Genomic DNA, 16,869 nt, shown 5'->3' on the forward strand with positions numbered 1-16,869 from the left:
GCCATCAGGCGCCTGATGGCCACCACTGTGCAGATCTCGCGTGGACAGCGGCTGCGACCATGGAGGTCGTGCCCGACCTCTCCCGCATGCGCAGGGACTACGAGACCCGGGGCCTCCGTGAGGACGACCTCGCTCCCACCTGGGTCGAGCAGTTCGACCGCTGGTTCGCCGACGCCGTCGCCGCCGAGCTGCCCGAGCCCAACGCCGTGGTGCTCGCCACCGCGGACGCCGACGGTGCCCCTGACGCGCGGATCGTGCTGGTCAAGGGCTACGACGAGTACGGCTTCGTGTTCGCCACCAGCTACGCCTCGACCAAGGGCGCCCAGCTGGCGGTCAACCCGCGGGCCGCGCTGGTCTTCCCCTGGCACGCGCTGCAGCGGCAGGTGCGGGTGACCGGCCGGGTCGAGCGGGTGGGGGAGCGCGCCAGCGACGACCTGTGGAACCCGCGTCCGCGCGGCGCCCAGCTGGCCGCCGCCGCCTCGCTGCAGTCGACGACGGTCGACTCGCGCGAGGAGCTGGTCCAGCGGCTGCGCCGGCTGGACGCCGACACGGCGGGGAGCAGCCTCCCGCGCCCGGAGGTCTGGGGTGGCTACCGGGTGGTGCCCGACGCCGTCGAGTTCTGGCAGGGCGGGGCCGACCGGTTGCACGACCGGCTCCGCTTCGTCCGCGACGACGCGGAGGGGGGCGGCTGGATCGTCCAGCGGCTCGCGCCGTGAAGAAGGACCCCGCTGCCCCCCACGCCTCGCACGCTCGGCGTGGGTCCCTGCAACGGGGCCACGACCGGCGCCGCGCCTGGGCCATCGACACCAACCCGCTGCGCAACCCGGACTACCGGCGGCTGTTCTGGGGCGTCGCGGCCACGATGCTGGGTCAGCAGATGACGCTGGTCGCCGTCCCGTACCAGGTCTACGCGCTGACCGGCTCCTCGCTGCTGGTCGGCGTCACCTCCGTGGTGGCGCTCGTCCCGCTGATCGTCTTCGGCCTGCTCGGCGGCGCGATCGCCGACTCCATGGACCGCCGGCGGCTGATGCTGGTCACCGGCGTCGGCTCGGCGGTCACCAGCGCGCTGCTCGCCGGGCAGGCGCTGCTCCCCGGCGGCGGCGACCTGGCGCTGCTGTGGGTGCTGACCGCGTGCGTCTCCGGCTTCACCGCGGTCAACCAGCCCACCCGCAGCGCCGTCATCCCCGCGATCGTCGGGGCCGAGGGTGTCCCGGCGGCCAACGCGCTGGCCATGACCGTGCGCCAGGTCGGCGTCATCGCCGGTCCGCTGCTGGCCGGCCTGCTCATCGCCGTCGGCAACCTGCCCCTCGCCTACGCCGTCGACGCGCTGGGCTTCCTGGTCGCCGTCCTGCTGCTGCGCGGGCTCCCGCCGCTGCCCCCGGGGCGGGACGCCGGACCGCTGCGCCTGGGCGCCGCCGTGCGCGGGGTGGCCGAGGGCTTCACCTTCCTGCGCACCCAGCCGGTGCTGCTGATGACCTTCGTCGTCGACGTCATCGCGATGCTGTTCGCCTGGCCGCAGGCGGTCTTCCCGGAGCTGTCCGAGGGCCGCTTCGCCGACTCGCCCAACAGCCTGGGCTGGCTCTTCGCGGGCATCTCGATCGGCGCGCTGCTCATGGGGCTGACCTCGGGGTGGGTGTCCCGGGTGGACCGGCAGGGCGCCGTCGTCCTGGTGGCGATCGTCGTCTGGGGCGTGGCGATCATCGGGTTCGGGTTCGCGTCGACCCTGTGGCTGGCCGTCCTCTGCCTGGCCGTGGCCGGTGCCGGGGACATGGTCAGCGCGGTGCTGCGCTCGTCGATGCTGCAGCTGGCCGCGCCGGAGGGCATGCGCGGGCGCATGCAGGGCGTCTTCCTCGTCGTCGTCGCGGGCGGTCCCCGGCTGGGGGACCTGCGGGCCGGCGCGATCGCCAGCGCGGCGGGCGTGACGACGGCGATGGTCTCCGGCGGCGTCGTGGTCGTCGTCGCGATGGTCGTCGTCGCGCTGGTCGTGCCCTCGTTCTGGACCTTCCGCGCGTCCCGCTCGGCGCAGCCCTCCGCCCGCGGCTGAGGTGCCGCCTGCCGCCCGCGACCGACCGGGTCGCCCCCGGGCCGCGCGGAGGTCTCCGGCGGGGTCCCCTGGTCTGCGCGGTGTGGTGGCGTGCTCTCTCAGGCTGCCGACGACGCCGGGACGACGTGCAGCCCGACCTCGACGTTGCCGGCGGTGGCCCGCGAGTACGGGCAGATGGTGTGCGTCTGCTCCATGAGCCGCCGGGCCTGCTCGTCGTCCAGCTGCGGCAGCCGCGCCCGGAGGTCGACGGCGAGGCCGAAGTCGCCGGGCGCCGCGCGCAGGAAGTGCACCTCGGCGGTGACCGAGGAGCCCTCGAGCGCCTGCGGGGTCAGCCCGAGGTCCCGGAGCGCGAAGCGCATGGCGCTGTGGAAGCAGGCGGCGTAGCCCGCGGCGAACAGCTGCTCGGGGTTGGTCCCCGGGCCGCCGTCGCCGCCCATCTCCGCCGGACGGGACAGGCTGGCGGTCAGCCGCCCGTCGGACGAGCTCACCTCGCCGGTCCGTGCTCCGGACGCCGTCGCCTCGGCCGTGTAGACGCGGTCCATGGGACCCGTCCTACCCGGGCGTCGGCATCCGCGCAGTTCGGCGGCCCCGTCCCAGAGGCTCGCCGCGAGCGTGCGAGCGGTGAGGAGGACGGGGTCCTCTCTCACGCCAGGGCGTGCGCGACCACCCTCAGGTCGGCGACCAGCGCGTCGTAGGCGGCGGCGCGGGCCTCGTCGGGCGTGCGCAGGATCGCCGAGGGGTGGGTGGTGGCCAGCATCCAGGTCTGGTGCGGCGCGTCCTCCTCGTCGTCGGCCGGTTCCCCCTCGGCCGCCGCGACACCGGGCGGGGTCCAGGGGAGGAGCTGCCCACGGTCCTTGGTGATCCGGAAGGACGGCGAGATCAGCGCCTTGGCCGCGGTGGCGCCCAGGCAGACCACGACCTCGGGCTGCAGGACGGCGAACTCCGCCTCCAGCCACGGCCGGCAGGCACGCAGGTGCTCGGGCCCCGGGGTCTGGTGGATCCGCCGCTTGCCCTTCTGCGTGAACCGGAAGTGCTTGACCGCGTTGGTGATGTAGGCGTCGCGACGTTCGATGCCGGCGTCGCCGAGCGCCCGGTCCAGCAGCCGGCCGGCCGGGCCGACGAACGGCTCGCCCTTGCGGTCCTCCTGGTCGCCGGGCTGCTCGCCCACGAAGACGATGCGGGCGGTCTCGGGCCCGTCGCCGAACACGGTCTGGGTCGTGCCCTGCCACAGCTCACAGGCCTGGCAGCCGGCGGCGGCCGCGCGCAGCCCGTCGAGCCCGACCCCGGTCGGCGGCCGCGCCGGCGCGTTCTCCTGGCTCATGGGCTGATGAGACCGCAGATGCGGCCGCACCGCAGGGCAGACCGTCGCGGCTCGTCCGCCGTGCGCGAGGAGGGCCGGCGCCCGACGGGGACGCCGCCACCGCCACGGCAGTGCGCGCCGGTGATCAGCTGCCCTGATCGTTTCCGTTACCGTCGGCCCGGCCCCACGTCCGGGAGGAGCACGCGTGCTGGAGTTCGACGGGTTGCGCAAGAGCTACGGAGGCAACCGGGTGCTCGACGGCGTCTCGTTCACCGTCGCCCCGGGCTCGATGTTCGGCTTCTGCGGGTCCAACGGCGCCGGCAAGACGACGACGATGCGGATCGCGATGGGCCTGGTCCGCGCCGACGCCGGCGAGGTGCGCTGGCAGGGACGCCCGCTGGACCAGGCGGTGCGCCGCCGGATCGGCTACATGCCCGAGGAGCGCGGCCTGTACCCGAAGATGCGGGTCGGCGAGCAGTTGACCTACTTCGCCCGGCTGCACGGGGTGGACGGGCCGGCCGCCGGCCGCGCCGCGGAGCACTGGGCCGAGCGGCTCGGCCTGGGCGAGCGCCGCCGCTCCCGGGTCGAGGAGCTGTCGCTGGGCAACCAGCAGCGGGTGCAGCTGGCCGCGGCCCTGGTCGGCCGGCCGGAGGTGCTCATCCTCGACGAGCCGTTCTCCGGCCTGGACCCGGTGGGCGTCGACGCGCTCGCCGAGGCGCTGCTGGAGCAGGTGCGCGGCGGCGTCCCGGTCGTCTTCTCCAGCCACCAGCTGGACCTGGTCGAGCGGCTCTGCGACGCCGTCGGCATCCTCGCCCGCGGCTCGATGGTCGCCGCCGGTCCGGTCGCTGACCTCCGGCGCCGCGAGGCCGGCCGGCTGCTGCGGGTCGTCGTCCCCGACGCGGCGCCGGGCTGGGCGGCGGCGCTGCCCGGCGTGCGGGTCGTCTCCGAGCAGGCCGGCGACACCCTGCTGGAGCTCGCCCCCGGCACCGACGACCAGTCGGTGCTGGCCGCGGGGCTGCGCACCGGGCGGGTCGAGCACTTCGCCCGGCGCGAACCCAGCCTGGTCGAGCTGTTCCGCGAGGCGGTCACCGAGTCCGCCGGGACGGTCGCCGCGTGATGGCGTCCGCACCCCGCACCCCCGGCAGCGCCGCGCTGGTCCGGCTGGTGGCGGCGCGGGAGGTCTCCAGCCGCATCCGCGACAAGAACTTCATCGTCAGCTCGATCGTCATCCTCGTGCTGCTGCTCGGCACGATGGCCTTCCAGGTGGCGGTCAGCGGCGACGACGAGCCCAGCCGGGTCGCGGTCGTGGCCGACGACGACCGGCTCGGGCCGGCGCTCGAGGCGCAGGGTGAGGCCGTCGGCGTCGACGTGCAGGTGGTCGACGCCGCCGACGGGGCCGCGGCGCGGGCCGCGGTCGAGGACGAGGAGGTCGACGCGGCGCTGGTCGAGGGCGCCGGCCCCGCCCCCGAGCTCGTGGTCCTCGTCCGGGACCCCACGCTGGAGGCGGTCGTCAGCGGCGCGGTCAGCGGGCTGGCCGTCTCCGACCGGTTGCTGGAGGCCGGCGTCGACCTGCAGTCCCTCCCCGAGGTGGCGGTCACCCCGATCGGCGACGCCGAGGACGACGGCCAGCAGGTGGTCGTGGCGATCATCGGCGTCGTCCTGCTCTACGGCCTGCTCATCCTGTTCGCGCAGTTCGTCGCCCAGGGCGTGGTGGAGGAGAAGGCCAGCCGCGTGGTGGAGCTGCTCCTGGCGACCATGCGGCCCTGGCAGCTGCTGGCCGGCAAGATCCTCGGCCTGGGCCTGCTCGGGCTCGGGCAGATCGTCGTCATCGGCGTGGTCGGGGTCGCCGGCGCGCTGACCCTCGACCTGGTCGACGTCCCCGGGGAGCTGATCGGCACGGTGGCCGCCGTCGTCGCCTGGTTCGTGCTGGGCTACGCCTTCTACGCGTGCGTCTTCGCGGTGGCCGCCTCGCTGGTCAGCCGGCAGGAGGACCTCGGCAGCGTGCTCACGCCCGCGTCGTTGCTGCTCGTCGCCGGGTTCTTCGTGGCCCTGCAGGCCGCCGGGGAGCCCGGCGGCACGCTCGCGCGGGTCACCTCCCTCGTGCCCGGCCTCTCGCCGCTGGTGATGCCGGTGCGCCAGGCGGCCGGGGAGGCGGCGGGCTGGGAGGTCGCGCTGGCCGTCGTCCTCATGCTGCTGGCCATCGGGCTCGCCGTCCGCCTCGGCGGGCGGGTCTACGCCGGCGCCCTGCTGCGCACCAGCGGGAAGACCAAGGTGCGCGAGGCGCTGCGGGCGGGGCGAGCCTGAACCGGCGAGATCCCCGGTCTCCCACGGATGGCGCGGCCCAGCCGTGCGAGATCGCCGATCTCGACCACGACCGGGTTGGTCCCGCCGAGGCCGGGTAGCGCGGCGGCATGGCGATGCAGCTGGGCTACACGATGATGACCGAGCAGGCCGGACCGAAGGACCTGGTCAGGCACGTCGTCGGCGCGGAGGGGGCCGGCTTCGACTTCGCCGTCAGCAGCGACCACTTCTTCCCGTGGCTGGACGAGATGGGTCACTCGCCGAACGCCTGGGTGACCCTCGGCGCCGCGGCGCAGGCAACCAGCCGGATTGACCTGATGACCTACGTGACCTGCCCGATCCTCCGCTACCGCCCGGCCGTGGTGGCCCAGCAGGCGGCCACCCTGCAGCTGCTCGCCGACGGCCGCTTCACCCTGGGCCTCGGCGCGGGGGAGAACCTCAACGAGCACGTCATCGGGGAGGGCTGGCCGCCGGTCGCCGTCCGCCACGAGATGTTCGCCGAGGCGGTGCAGGTCATCCGCGGGCTCCTGGCCGGCGACGGCTACACGACCTTCCACGGCGACCACTACTCCGTCGACGGCGGCCGGATCTGGGACCTGCCCGAGGGCGGGGTGCCCATCGGCATCGCCGTGTCGGGGGAGAGGTCGGTGCAGCTGGCCGGCGAGTACGCCGACGTGCTGATGGCCACCGAGCCCCGGGCCGAGCTGGTGCAGGGCTTCGACGCCGCGGGTGGCGCCGGCAAGCCGCGGGTCGGCCAGATGCCGATCTGCCACGACACCGACCGCGACGCCGCGGTGACGCGGGCGCACCAGCTGTTCCGCTGGTTCGGCCTGGGCTGGAAGGTCAACGCCGACCTGCCCGGGACGGCGGGGTTCGCGGCCGCCAGCCAGTTCGTCCGCGAGGAGGACGTCGCGGCGAGCATCCCCTGCGGGGACGACGTCGACGCGGTGATCGAGGCTGCCACGGCGTACGCCGACGCCGGCTTCACGCACCTGGCGCTGGTGCAGATCGGCGGGGACCACCAGCAGCCGTACCTGGAGTGGGCGGAGGAGCGCCTGCTGCCGGCGTGGCGCTCGGCCTTCGGACAGCCGACCACCGGCGGGTGACCTGCTCCTCCTCCGACGGGTGAGACCGCCCGGTGGGGGGACGACGGGGTGCCGGGCCGCCGCGATGATCGCCGCATGCGGGAGGACCTCGACGGGCGCCTCCGGGGGCTGCGCGCCTGCCGGGACGCCGACACCGTCATCGAGCTGGGCTGCGACCTGGCCGATGCCGGGCGCCACTCCGACGCCGAGCGCTGCTTCCGCCGGGCCGCCGAGCTCGGGGACGCCCTCGGCTGGTTCAACCTCGGCAACTCCCTGGCCGCGCGCGGGCGGGTCGAGGAGGCGGTGGACGCCTACGAGCGGGCGCTGGCCGGTGGGGAGCGGGACGCGTGGGTGAACCTCGGCCTGGTGCTCGAGGAGCTCGGCGACCTGGCCGGTGCGATGCGCGCCTACGGCGGGGCCGGTGCGGCGGGGGACACCCAGGGCGGGCTGCAGCTGGCGTTCCTGCTGCACGAGCAGGGCGAGCACGAGCAGGCCGTCGCGGTGGCGGCGGAGCTCGCCGCCACGGGGGACGACGTCGCCGCCTCGGTCGTGGCCTGCTGGCGGTGGGCCGCCTCGCACGACACCTCCCTGGAGGTCGACCTGCGCGCCGGGGCCGACCGCTTCCCGGGCACACGGGTGGCGCTGGCCGCCCTGCTGCGCGTCACCGGTCGGGAGGACGAGGCCCGCTTCACCCTCGAGCGCGGCGCGAAGCTCGGCGAGGTGCAGGCCTGGCTGCCGCTGGGCAACTTCTACGTCGAGGACCTGGGCGACGTGGAGTCGGCCGAGGAGGCCTACCGCGCAGGGATCGCCGCCGGGGACGGCTACTGCCACCACAACCTGGCCGTGCTGCTGGCCGACCGGGGCGACCTCGACGGTGCGGTGGAGCACTTCCGGTTGGGCGCCGCCGGCGGCGACGACCTCGCGGAGCGGGCCCTGCGCGAGCTCGGCGGCTGAAGAGGACCCCTCTGCCCCCCACCGCTCGCAGGCTCGTGGCGGGGCCCTGCAGAGGGGCCGTCCGGCGGGGCGTGGCAGCCGGGGGCGCGCTCAGCCGTCGACGGTGACGTCGGCGAACGGGACGTAGGGCTCCACGTACGGGAAGACCACGAACAGCAGCAGCGCGCTGACCGCGGCCAGGAGCACGAGGGCGAGCAGCGCCCGCACCGCCGTGGGGCCGGGCAGGTGCCGCCAGATCCAGGAGTACACGGTCGCTCCTCACGCTCCCCGCAGGGCCGCGGGCCCGTCGGGCGCCGCCGCGCGGGGCACCGGGCCGCTCTCGAGCACGGCGTGCACGATGAGCCGCTGGCGCGCGGAGTACTCCGGGTGGCAGGTGGTCAGGGTCAGGTAGGCGCCGGTCGGGGAGCCGTCCGCCGGGCCGCCCGGCGTCGGGGCGATGACCGACACGTCCGAGGGGGAGACGACCTGCTGGCCGGGCACCTGCTCCGCCGGGCCGAGGACCCGGTAGACGAACCAGCTGTCGGCGGTCTCGACGACGATCGGGTCGCCCTCGCGCAGCTCGTCGATCTCCAGGAACGGCGACCCGCGGCCCACCCGGTGCCCGGCGACGGCGAAGTTGCCCTGCTCCCCGGGCATCGCGGTGCCGGGATAGTGGCCGGGCCCCTGCTCCAGCTCCTCGGTGCCGGTACCCTCGACGACCGCCCGCGCGTAGTCGGCGCCCAGCCGCGGGATGTGCAGCATCGCGAACGCCTCGCCGCCCTGCAGCTCGGCCGGGACGGCGGCCGGTCCCGCCGTCCACTCCTCGCGCAGCTCGGCGGTCAGCTCGTCCTGACGGGCGTTGCTCTGCAGGTCAGTCACCCACAGCTCGTGGACGACGAAGAGCAGCAGGACGTAGCCGACGGTGAGCAGCAGCTGCCCGGCCCCACGCGCCGCGGTGCGCAGCGCATCCCCCGGGGTCCCCGTCACGGCGACCGATGCTAGGTCGGCCGGCGCCCCCGGCCGGGAACGCCGCGCGACCGCGTCCCACCGGCCAATCCCGTCCCAACCGGTCGGCGGCCTCAGCCCTGCTGGCGCAGGCCGGCCAGCGGCCCGCGGTAGGGGTTCGCCGGCGGACCCGTACCGCCCGGGCGGGCGGTGAACAACCGCCCGGCGTCGGGCTGGGCGGCGCGCCCGGCGTCGTCCAGCCCCTCCGCCGAGGTGCTCACCACGAGCAGGTCCCGCGCGGGACCGGCGAAGGCGCAGCTCGACGTCTGGGCCACCCCGGGCACCTCGACGACGGCGAGCAGCTCCCCGTCGGGTGACCAGCGGCGCACCTGCCCGCCGCCCCACAGCGCCGTCCAGACGCAGCCCTCGTCGTCGACGGTGAGCCCGTCGGCGACGCCGTCGTCGGGATCGAACTCCTGGAGCACCCTGCCGTCGGTGAAGGCGCCCGTCCCCGGGTCGTAGGCGAAGGCGTGCACCACACCGGGGCCGGAGTCGGCCAGGTAGACGGTGCGGCCGTCGGGCGACCAGTCGATGCCGTTGGAGACCGTCAGCCCGTCGAGGACGGTGGTCACGGTGCCGTCGAGGTCCAGCCGGTACAGCGTCCCGGCGCCGGGCCGCTGGTCGAAGGCCATGGTGCCGGCGTAGAACCGGCCGGCCGGGTCGCAGGCCGCGTCGTTCATCCGGGTGCCGCCGTCGGCCTCGGTGCCACCCTCGCCGGTCAGGGCCAGCAGCACGCGGGCGGTGCCGTCGGCCGCGAGGTGGGTGAAGCCGCCGTCCGCGGCCAGCAGCCACCCGCCGTCCGCCGCCGGGACGACGGCACCGACGGTGTCCCCGCCGCGGTGCACACCCGTCTCGGTGAGGGCGCCGTCGGCCCCGATCGCGGCCCGCCGCACCAGCCCCGCGGCGATGTCCACCCACAGCAGTTCGCCGCGGCCCGAGTCCCAGGTCGGGCCCTCGCCGTGCTGGGCGGGGGGCAGGCCGAGGACGGGTGTGGCGGAGAGTCGCTGCACCCCTGCATCGTCCCGGCGCGACCCCCGGACTGCCCGCCGAGCGCCCGCCCCTGTCGCGTTGATCATGGGGTTCCTGCCGCCGGACACGCTGCTGGCGACGTGTCCCCCTGCAACGAGTCCATGGTCAACGGCAGAAGAGGGGACGGCGCAGCCGCCCCGGATGGCGGCATCGTGACCCGACACCCCACCGTCACACGGGCGGTCGATACTCACCGCGTGTCCGAAGCCACCGTCGACGTCGCCGACCTGCGCCACCACGGAGGGCTCGAGGCGGACGCCGCCGACGCCCCGCTGCGCGAGGACATCCGGCTGCTCGGCCGGGTGCTCGGGGAGGTGATCGGCGAGCAGTCGGGGGACGACGTCCTCGCGCTCGTCGAGGAAACCCGCGTGGAGGCCTTCCGGCTGCGCCGCTCCGAGGTCGACCGCACCGACGTCGCGGCCCGGCTCGGCGGCCTCGACGTCCGCGCGGCCAACCACGTCATCCGCGCGTTCAGCCACTTCTCGCTGCTGGCCAACCTCGCCGAGGACCTCCACCACGAGCGCCGCCGCCGCTTCCACCGCATCGAGGGCTCCCCGCCGCAGCAGGGCAGCCTGGCGGCCACCGTCGCGCTGCTCGACGCCGCGCACCTCGCCCCCGACGTCGTCGCCCGCGAGCTGGCGGGAGCCCTGGTCTCCCCGGTCGTCACCGCGCACCCGACCGAGGTGCGCCGCCGGACGATCTCCCGGGTGCAGCGGCAGATCACTGAGCTGATCCGCCGCCGCGACCGCTCCGCCCCCGGGGAGGCCGACGACCCGGCGTGGTCGGCAGAGCTGTACCGCGCGGTGCTCACCCTCTGGCAGACCGCGCTGCTGCGGTTGTCCCGGCTGCGGCTGGTCGACGAGATCGACGAGGCGCTGCGCTACTACGAGCTGTCGCTGTTCGAGGTCGTCCCCGCGATCAACGCCGAGCTGCGCCGGGCGCTGTGCGAGCGCTGGCCGTCGGCCGGGCTGGACCGGCCGGTGCTGCGGCCGGGCTCGTGGATCGGCGGCGACCGGGACGGCAACCCGTTCGTCACCGCCGACGCCGTCCACCGGGCCAGCACCCGGCAGGCGGAGACGGCGCTGGGCCACCACCTGTCCGAGCTGCTGGCGCTGCACGACGAGCTGTCGATGTCCGACCGGCTGATCACGCCGACGCCGGAGCTGGCGGCGCTGGTCGAGGCCTCCGGCGACGACTCGCCGTTCCGCGCCGACGAGCCCTACCGCCGCGCCCTCCACGGCATCCACGCGCGGCTGGCCGCCACCGCGCAGCGGGTGCTGGGCTCGATCCCCGGCCCCCCGCCGCACACCGCGCTCGAGCCCTACCCGGCACCCGACGGGCTGCTGGCCGACCTCGCCACGATCGACGCCTCGCTGCGCACGCACGGTGCGGGCGCACTGGCCGACGACCGGCTGGCCCGGCTGCGGGAGAGCGTGGAGGTCTTCGGCTTCCACCTGGCCGGCCTGGACATGCGGCAGAACTCCGCCGTCCACGAGGAGGTCGTCACCGAGCTGCTCGCCTGGGCCGGCGTCTCCCCCGACTACACCGCGCTGGACGAGCAGCAGCGGGTCGAGCTGCTGGTCGGGGAGCTGCGGATGCGCCGCCCGCTGGTGCGTCCCGACGCCGCGCTGTCCGACCTCGCCCGGGGCGAGATCGACGTGCTGCTCGCCGCGGCCGAGCAGGTCCGCGCGCTGGGCCCCGACGCCGTGCCGAACTACGTCATCAGCATGTGCGAGTCGGTCAGCGACGTCCTCGAGGTCGCCGTCCTGCTCAAGGAGGTCGGCCTGCTCGACCCCGACGGGGACGGCGGCCCCACCTGCCCGGTCGGCATCTCGCCGCTGTTCGAGACCATCGGCGACCTGCAGCGCGCCGCCGGGACGATGACCGCCGTCCTCGGCGAGCCGCTCTACCGGGCGCTGCTGCGCAACCGCGGGGACGTGCAAGAGGTCATGCTCGGTTACTCCGACAGCAACAAGGACGGCGGCTACCTCGCCGCCAACTGGGCGCTGTACCGGGCCGAGCTGGCGCTGGTCGAGGTCGCCCGCCGCGAGGGCGTCCGGCTGCGGCTGTTCCACGGCCGCGGCGGCACCGTCGGCCGCGGCGGCGGCCCGAGCTACGACGCCATCCGGGCCCAGCCGCCGGGCGCGGTGGCCGGCGCGCTGCGGATCACCGAGCAGGGCGAGGTCATCGCCGCGAAGTACGGCGAGCCCGACCGCGCCCGGCGCAACCTGGAGGCCATGGTCGCGGCCACGCTGGAGGCCACCCTGCTCGACACCGAGGGCCTGGGGGACGACGCCGAGCCCGCCTACGTGCTGCTCGACGACCTCGCCGCCCGCGCGCAGCAGGCCTACCGGGCGCTGGTCCACGAGACGCCGGGCTTCGTCGAGTGGTTCCGCGCTGCCACCCCGATCGGCGAGCTGTCCGAGCTCAACATCGGCAGCCGCCCGCCGTCGCGCAAGGCCGGGAGCTCCATCGCCGACCTGCGCGCCATCCCGTGGGTGTTCAGCTGGTCGCAGGCGCGGATCATGCTGCCCGGCTGGTACGGCACCGGGACGGCGCTGGAGTCCTGGGTCGATGGCTCACGCGACCGGCTGGCCCGGCTGCAGGAGCTGCACAGGCGCTGGCCGTGGTTGCGCACGATGCTGTCCAACATGGGCATGGTGCTGGCCAAGACCGACCTCGACCTGGCCGCCCGCTACGCCGAGCTGGTGCCCGACGAGCAGCTGCGGCACCGGGTGTTCGACCAGCTGACCGCCGAGCACGAGCGCAGCTGCCGGATGCTGCTCGCGGTCACCGGCGACGACCGCCTGCTGGCCGACAACCCCTCGCTGGCCCGCTCGATCCGCAACCGCTTCCCCTACCTGGAGCCGCTGCACCACCTGCAGGTGGAGATGCTCCGCCGGCGGCGCGGTGGTGACGACGACGAGCTGGTCCGCCGCAACATCCAGCTGACCATCAACGGCATCGCCACGGCCCTGCGCAACAGTGGCTGAGCCGCAGCTGGAGGAGCGGGCCGCGCCGGGCCCGCTCGACCTCCGGGTGGCCACCGGGTCCCGCGAGGTGCAGGCCGCGGCCCGGGCGCTCGACGTCGCACCGGCCGCCCTCGCCACCACGCTGGTCGACCCGGCCCTGCGGCTGCTCGTCGACCACGGGGGCGGGATCGCGCTGCTGCGCCGCGAGTGGGGCGCCGACGGGCACGCCGAGGCGGTGCTCCTGCGCCGCCGGGACGCGCGCGTCGACCAGCCCGCCGTCCTGGCCGTGGCCGCGTCCTGGGGCTGCGAGCGGGCGCGCGACGCGGCGACCGACGACGTCGTCCCCGTCCCGAGCCCGCCGGACGACGCACCGCTGGCCGACCGCTTCCTGCACGCCGCCGCGCTCGCCGCCACCCGGGTCGAGGTGGCCGTGGCGCTGGCCCGCGACGCCGGGCAGGACACCGTCAAGTCCGACGGCAGCCCGTCGCTGGGCGCCGACGAGGCCGCGCACCTGGCCGCCGCGCACGCCCTGCGGCGGCTGGGGGTGACCGTGCTGAGCGAGGAGCGCTCCGACCGGTCGGTCCCCGGCGACGAGCCGTGGGTGGTGCTCGACCCGCTCGACGGCACCGGCAACTACCGCGCCGGGCTGGCGCCGTGGGCGTTCTCCGCCGCGCTGGTCCGGGACGGCCGCCCGGTCGCCGGGCTGGTGGCCGATCTCTCCTCGGGCCGCCGCTGGTCCGGTGCGGGAGGGTCCGGGGCCCACCGCGACGGGGTGCCGCTGCGCCCGCGGGACGCCGGGACCGTCGTCGCGCCCACCGCGCCGTCCGGATCGGCCGTGCAGGTCCCGCGGACCGCGCGCCGGGTACGGGTCACCGGCTGCACCGCCGTCGACGTCTGCCTGGTCGCCGACGGCGCCGCGGGCGCCTGGCAGAACCTGGACCGCAGCGGCACGCACGTGCACGACGTCGCCGGCGGGCTGGCCGTGCTGGCCGCGGCCGGCGGGGTGGCGCTGACCCCGGACGGCGAGCCGCTGGTGCTGCGGCCGGACACCGGGACGCTGATCCGCTTCGTCGCCGCCGGCACCGGGGAGCGGGCGCGGGAGCTGCTGCGCGAGCTGACCTGACGATCCGGCCGCCCGGCCCCGGGCAGTCCGTGTCGCCGGTCGCGTCGATGCGCGAGTCCCGAGGAGTGCTAGGAGCCCATCGGCTCCATCTCGTGGACCAGGTCGTCGCCGGGAACGGTGAGGGCCGGGATCCCGTGGGGGGCCAGCCACAACCAGACGCCGAGGGTGAGGAGCACGACCGCCGTCCCGTAGTTCGCCACCCGGCGCCACGGCAGGGTCTTCTCGATGGCGATCAGCCCGGCGACGAAGGCCATCCAGGCGACACTCATGACGCCCAACGCGAACAGCGACGCCATGAGCGCCCAACAGCACCCGACGCACCAGGCACCGTGTCTCGCGCCCATCCGCAGCGCACCCCAGCGCCCGTCGCGCCAGGAGCCGAGGAGGAACCCGAGCGGGCTGCGGCACTTGCCGAGGCAGACGTCCTTGAGCGGGGTCAGCTCGTAGACCGCCGCGACGACGAGCGTGGCAGCTGCGACCCACCGGCCCGCACGGTCCCACGCGAGCACGTCGCCCGCGACCCTGTCCACGGCCGCCACAAGCGCGAAGGCGACGAGGCCCGCCCCTGCCCACGTGACCAGATAGCCCCCCACGAACAGCAGGGGCGACAGCGGTGACCGCTGCCTGGTCATGCGGGAGTACAGCGCCACCGTCGGCGCGACCGACGGGAACATCATCGCGGCCATCATCACGACCCAGACGCCGAGGAACCAGCCCAGCGCGCCCAGGCCGGTCCATGGGCCCTCGTCCATGCCCCGCATCTGGCGGGCGGTCCACCACCAGCCGACGCCGGCGAGGGTGAAGAGCGCGGCGACCAGCCCGAGCCGGGCCCGGACGGCGGCGAAGGCCGGCCGGAGACCACCGGTGTGCCGTTCCTGCGCCGCGACGCTCATCGGGTCAGGCGGCCCAGCGGAACTCGGCCGTGGAGAGGCCGGTCCTCCCCTCGTACCGGATGCCGAAGGCATCGATCCGCGAGCGCCGTGCCTCAGCCATCGTCAGGTTCGACCCGACGGGGTGGAACATGCCGTCGAACCGGACCGGCTGACCGTCCTCCTTGCCGAACGGCACGATGTCCTCGACCTCGAACTCGATCGCGTCCCCGACGCGGACGCTGTGCAGCAGCCCGTCGTCGGTCATCGTGATGGCGGCCCGCTCCACGCCGACGACCTCCCCCACGAGCGGAGCGAGCGCGGCCATCGGGCCGCCGAGCTGCCCACCGAAGACCTGGACCAGCTTGTCGAACTGCTCGTCCGACGCCTGCTCGTCGACGAACATGCCGAGTCGCCAGTTCCCGTCGGTCATCACCTTCGGGGTGTCGATGATCGTCACCACCCTGCGACCCCGGACGTCGGTGCCGTCGACCTCGCCCTGGCGGATGTCGAAGGCCAGCGTCGCCCGGCAGTAGTCGTAGGTGGCGCCGTGGTCGAACGAGAGGTTGCACGGGCACATCAGCTCGCACGAGCACGTCTCGGCGTAGCTGCCCCTGAGGTTCCATGCCATGGCCGGTTCCCTCCGCGAGGCGGCAAGTCTCCAACCGCGGACGGGACCGGTCAACCGGCTGGTCAGCGGTCAGCGCACCCGGGCGGCGGCGTCCTTCACGGCGGCCAGCAGCGACTCCCACTCGTGCAGCGTGGTCCGCGCCCGGCCGCGGGTGGCCCCGAGCGCGACCTCGGCGGCGTCGATGGCCCGCCAGTCCTCGAGCAGCACCGGGTCCGCGCCCCGCGCCCGCAGTGCGGTGACCAGGTCGTCGTCCCCGCTGCCGCCGGGGCGGACGACGCCGGCCGCGACGTCGGCCAGCAGCGTGGCCACCGTCTCGCGGGCGTCGTGCTTGTTGGTGCCCACGACCCCGGTGGGACCGCGCTTGATCCAGCCCGCGACGTACTCGCCGGGCGAGGGCTCCCCGCCGCGCAGCACCCGGCCGAGCTCGTTGGGCACCGTGCCGCGGCGCGGGTCCAGCGGCAGCTCGGGCAGCTCGCCGCCGCGGTAGCCGACCGAGCGGACCACCAGGTCGGCGGGCAGGACGGTCGTCTCGCCGGTGCCCGAGGCGCGGCCGTCGGCGTCGACGACGGTGCGCTCGACCTCCACGCCGGTCACCCGGTCCTCGCCGAGCAGGCGCACCGGGCGGGCGAAGAACCGCAGCGTCACGGTCGTCCGGCCCGGCTGCGCCGTGTGCTGCGCCCACTCGTGCAGCACCGCGAGGTTCCGGGACACCACCCGGTCGGCCGCCACGCGCTCCTCGGCGGCGGCGTCGAGCTCCAGGTCGGCCGGGTCGACGAGCACGTCGGCCTGCGCCAGCTCGCCGAGCTCGCGCAGCTCCTGGGTGGTGAAGGTGGCCTGCGCGGGCCCGCGGCGGCCCAGCACGGTGACCCGCTCGACCGGGGCGGCGGCGAGCGCGTCGAGGACGTGCTGCGGCATGTCCGTGGGCTCCAGCTCGGCCGGGGTGCGGGCCAGCACGCGGGCCACGTCGAGCGCCACGTTGCCGACGCCCACGACGACGACCGACCGGGCCCGTGCCAGCGCCGCCTCCACCGTCGCCCGGTCGGCGTCGGGGTGCCCGGTGTACCAGGCGACCAGGGCGGTGGCCGCCAGGCTGCCGGGCAGCTCCTCGCCGGGGATGGCCAGCTGCCGGTCCAGCGCGGCGCCGTAGGTGTAGACGACGGCGTCCACCGCGGCGTGCAGGTCGGCGCAGGAGAGGTCCCGGCCGATCTCGACGTTGCCGACGAAGCGCACCGCCGGGTGGTCCAGCGCGCGGTGCAGCGTGTCGCGGATGGCCCGCATCTTCGGGTGGTCCGGCGCGATGCCGTGCCGCACCAGGCCGAACGGGGTGGGCAGCCGGTCGATCAGGTCGACGGCGACCGGCACGTCCTGCTGCCGGGTCAGCGCCTCGGCGGTGTAGATGCCGGCCGGGCCGGCGCCGACGACGGCCACGCGCAGCCGCGCGGGGGAGGACGGGGGACCGGGGTCTTCGTCGACCGACACGACACCCATCCTGACCCGCGCGGGTGAGCGAGCACCAGCCTCGACGACGCCACGAGCGTGCGAGTGGCGGGGGCAGGCGGGTCCGGCAGGGGCGGCCG

At 75.5% G+C, this 16,869-nt stretch carries 16 protein-coding genes; 8 read left to right on the top strand and 8 right to left on the bottom strand.

Features of this window, described 5'->3' with window-relative positions:
• Positions 1 to 59 precede the first annotated feature (59 nt).
• Both pdxH and ACI78Z_RS21375 read left to right on the top strand, forming a co-directional pair.
• The gene (gene pdxH, locus ACI78Z_RS21370; protein ID WP_457038542.1) at positions 60 to 716 is read left to right on the top strand and encodes a pyridoxamine 5'-phosphate oxidase; all 657 of its coding nucleotides are present in this window, start codon (positions 60 to 62) and stop codon (positions 714 to 716) included.
• Positions 713 to 2,044 (top strand): MFS transporter, encoded by a 1,332-nt coding sequence (locus tag ACI78Z_RS21375; protein WP_457038543.1) that lies wholly within the window; start codon positions 713 to 715, stop codon positions 2,042 to 2,044. The genes pdxH and ACI78Z_RS21375 overlap by 4 nt, the downstream gene beginning before the upstream one ends.
• Positions 2,045 to 2,142: 98 nt before the next feature.
• On the opposite strand, the gene ACI78Z_RS21380 is transcribed toward ACI78Z_RS21375, so the two are convergent.
• Together ACI78Z_RS21380 and ACI78Z_RS21385 are read right to left on the bottom strand one after the other, a co-directional pair.
• Positions 2,143 to 2,586 carry an organic hydroperoxide resistance protein gene (locus ACI78Z_RS21380; protein ID WP_457038544.1) on the bottom strand — a complete coding sequence of 148 codons (444 nt, stop codon included), beginning with the start codon at positions 2,584 to 2,586 and terminating at the stop codon, positions 2,143 to 2,145.
• Between the two features lie 101 nt (positions 2,587 to 2,687).
• Positions 2,688 to 3,395 (bottom strand): UdgX family uracil-DNA binding protein, encoded by a 708-nt coding sequence (locus ACI78Z_RS21385; RefSeq protein WP_457038545.1) that lies wholly within the window; start codon positions 3,393 to 3,395, stop codon positions 2,688 to 2,690.
• A 154-nt stretch (positions 3,396 to 3,549) separates the two neighbouring features.
• Here ACI78Z_RS21385 and ACI78Z_RS21390 point away from each other — a divergent pair, with 154 nt between their 5' ends.
• The 4 genes from ACI78Z_RS21390 (at position 3,550) to ACI78Z_RS21405 (ending at position 7,684) form a co-directional block, all read left to right on the top strand.
• Positions 3,550 to 4,461 carry an ABC transporter ATP-binding protein gene (locus tag ACI78Z_RS21390; RefSeq protein ID WP_457038546.1) on the top strand — a complete coding sequence of 304 codons (912 nt, stop codon included), beginning with the start codon at positions 3,550 to 3,552 and terminating at the stop codon, positions 4,459 to 4,461.
• On the top strand, positions 4,461 to 5,648 hold the full coding sequence (locus ACI78Z_RS21395) for an ABC transporter permease (RefSeq protein WP_457038567.1): 1,188 nt from the start codon (positions 4,461 to 4,463) through the stop codon (positions 5,646 to 5,648). The genes ACI78Z_RS21390 and ACI78Z_RS21395 overlap by 1 nt, the downstream gene beginning before the upstream one ends.
• A gap of 107 nt (positions 5,649 to 5,755) precedes the next feature.
• A complete protein-coding gene (locus tag ACI78Z_RS21400) occupies positions 5,756 to 6,751 on the top strand; it encodes a TIGR03557 family F420-dependent LLM class oxidoreductase (protein ID WP_457038547.1) in 996 nt (331 codons plus the stop codon).
• A gap of 75 nt (positions 6,752 to 6,826) precedes the next feature.
• A complete protein-coding gene (locus ACI78Z_RS21405; protein ID WP_457038548.1) occupies positions 6,827 to 7,684 on the top strand; it encodes a tetratricopeptide repeat protein in 858 nt (285 codons plus the stop codon).
• Between the two features lie 90 nt (positions 7,685 to 7,774).
• On the opposite strand, the gene ACI78Z_RS21410 is transcribed toward ACI78Z_RS21405, so the two are convergent.
• The 3 genes from ACI78Z_RS21410 to ACI78Z_RS21420 all read right to left on the bottom strand — a co-directional run bounded on the left by ACI78Z_RS21410 (position 7,775) and on the right by ACI78Z_RS21420 (position 9,678).
• Positions 7,775 to 7,933 (bottom strand): hypothetical protein, encoded by a 159-nt coding sequence (locus ACI78Z_RS21410; protein WP_457038549.1) that lies wholly within the window; start codon positions 7,931 to 7,933, stop codon positions 7,775 to 7,777.
• Positions 7,934 to 7,942: 9 nt separating this feature from the next.
• Positions 7,943 to 8,650 (bottom strand): class E sortase, encoded by a 708-nt coding sequence (locus tag ACI78Z_RS21415; protein WP_457038550.1) that lies wholly within the window; start codon positions 8,648 to 8,650, stop codon positions 7,943 to 7,945.
• A gap of 92 nt (positions 8,651 to 8,742) precedes the next feature.
• Positions 8,743 to 9,678, bottom strand: a complete 936-nt coding sequence (locus ACI78Z_RS21420) for an SMP-30/gluconolactonase/LRE family protein (protein WP_457038551.1) — start codon at positions 9,676 to 9,678, stop codon at positions 8,743 to 8,745.
• 216 nt (positions 9,679 to 9,894) lie between these two features.
• On the opposite strand from ACI78Z_RS21420, the gene ppc reads away from it, so the two are divergent.
• Positions 9,895 to 12,690 carry a phosphoenolpyruvate carboxylase gene (ppc, locus tag ACI78Z_RS21425; protein ID WP_457038552.1) on the top strand — a complete coding sequence of 932 codons (2,796 nt, stop codon included), beginning with the start codon at positions 9,895 to 9,897 and terminating at the stop codon, positions 12,688 to 12,690.
• Positions 12,683 to 13,792, top strand: coding sequence for an inositol monophosphatase family protein (locus ACI78Z_RS21430; RefSeq protein WP_457038553.1), 1,110 nt, complete (start codon positions 12,683 to 12,685; stop codon positions 13,790 to 13,792). The genes ppc and ACI78Z_RS21430 overlap by 8 nt, the downstream gene beginning before the upstream one ends.
• 68 nt (positions 13,793 to 13,860) lie before the next feature.
• On the opposite strand, the gene ACI78Z_RS21435 is transcribed toward ACI78Z_RS21430, so the two are convergent.
• The 3 genes from ACI78Z_RS21435 to ACI78Z_RS21445 form a co-directional block, all read right to left on the bottom strand.
• Positions 13,861 to 14,685: a DUF2182 domain-containing protein gene (locus ACI78Z_RS21435; RefSeq protein WP_457038554.1), complete on the bottom strand. Its 825-nt coding sequence runs from the start codon at positions 14,683 to 14,685 to the stop codon at positions 13,861 to 13,863.
• Between the two features lie 4 nt (positions 14,686 to 14,689).
• Positions 14,690 to 15,292 carry a DUF1326 domain-containing protein gene (locus tag ACI78Z_RS21440; protein ID WP_457038555.1) on the bottom strand — a complete coding sequence of 201 codons (603 nt, stop codon included), beginning with the start codon at positions 15,290 to 15,292 and terminating at the stop codon, positions 14,690 to 14,692.
• Positions 15,293 to 15,361: 69 nt separating this feature from the next.
• Positions 15,362 to 16,771 carry an FAD-dependent oxidoreductase gene (locus tag ACI78Z_RS21445; RefSeq protein ID WP_457038556.1) on the bottom strand — a complete coding sequence of 470 codons (1,410 nt, stop codon included), beginning with the start codon at positions 16,769 to 16,771 and terminating at the stop codon, positions 15,362 to 15,364.
• Positions 16,772 to 16,869 lie beyond the last annotated feature (98 nt).

Source organism: Geodermatophilus sp. SYSU D01176, from assembly GCF_054050015.1.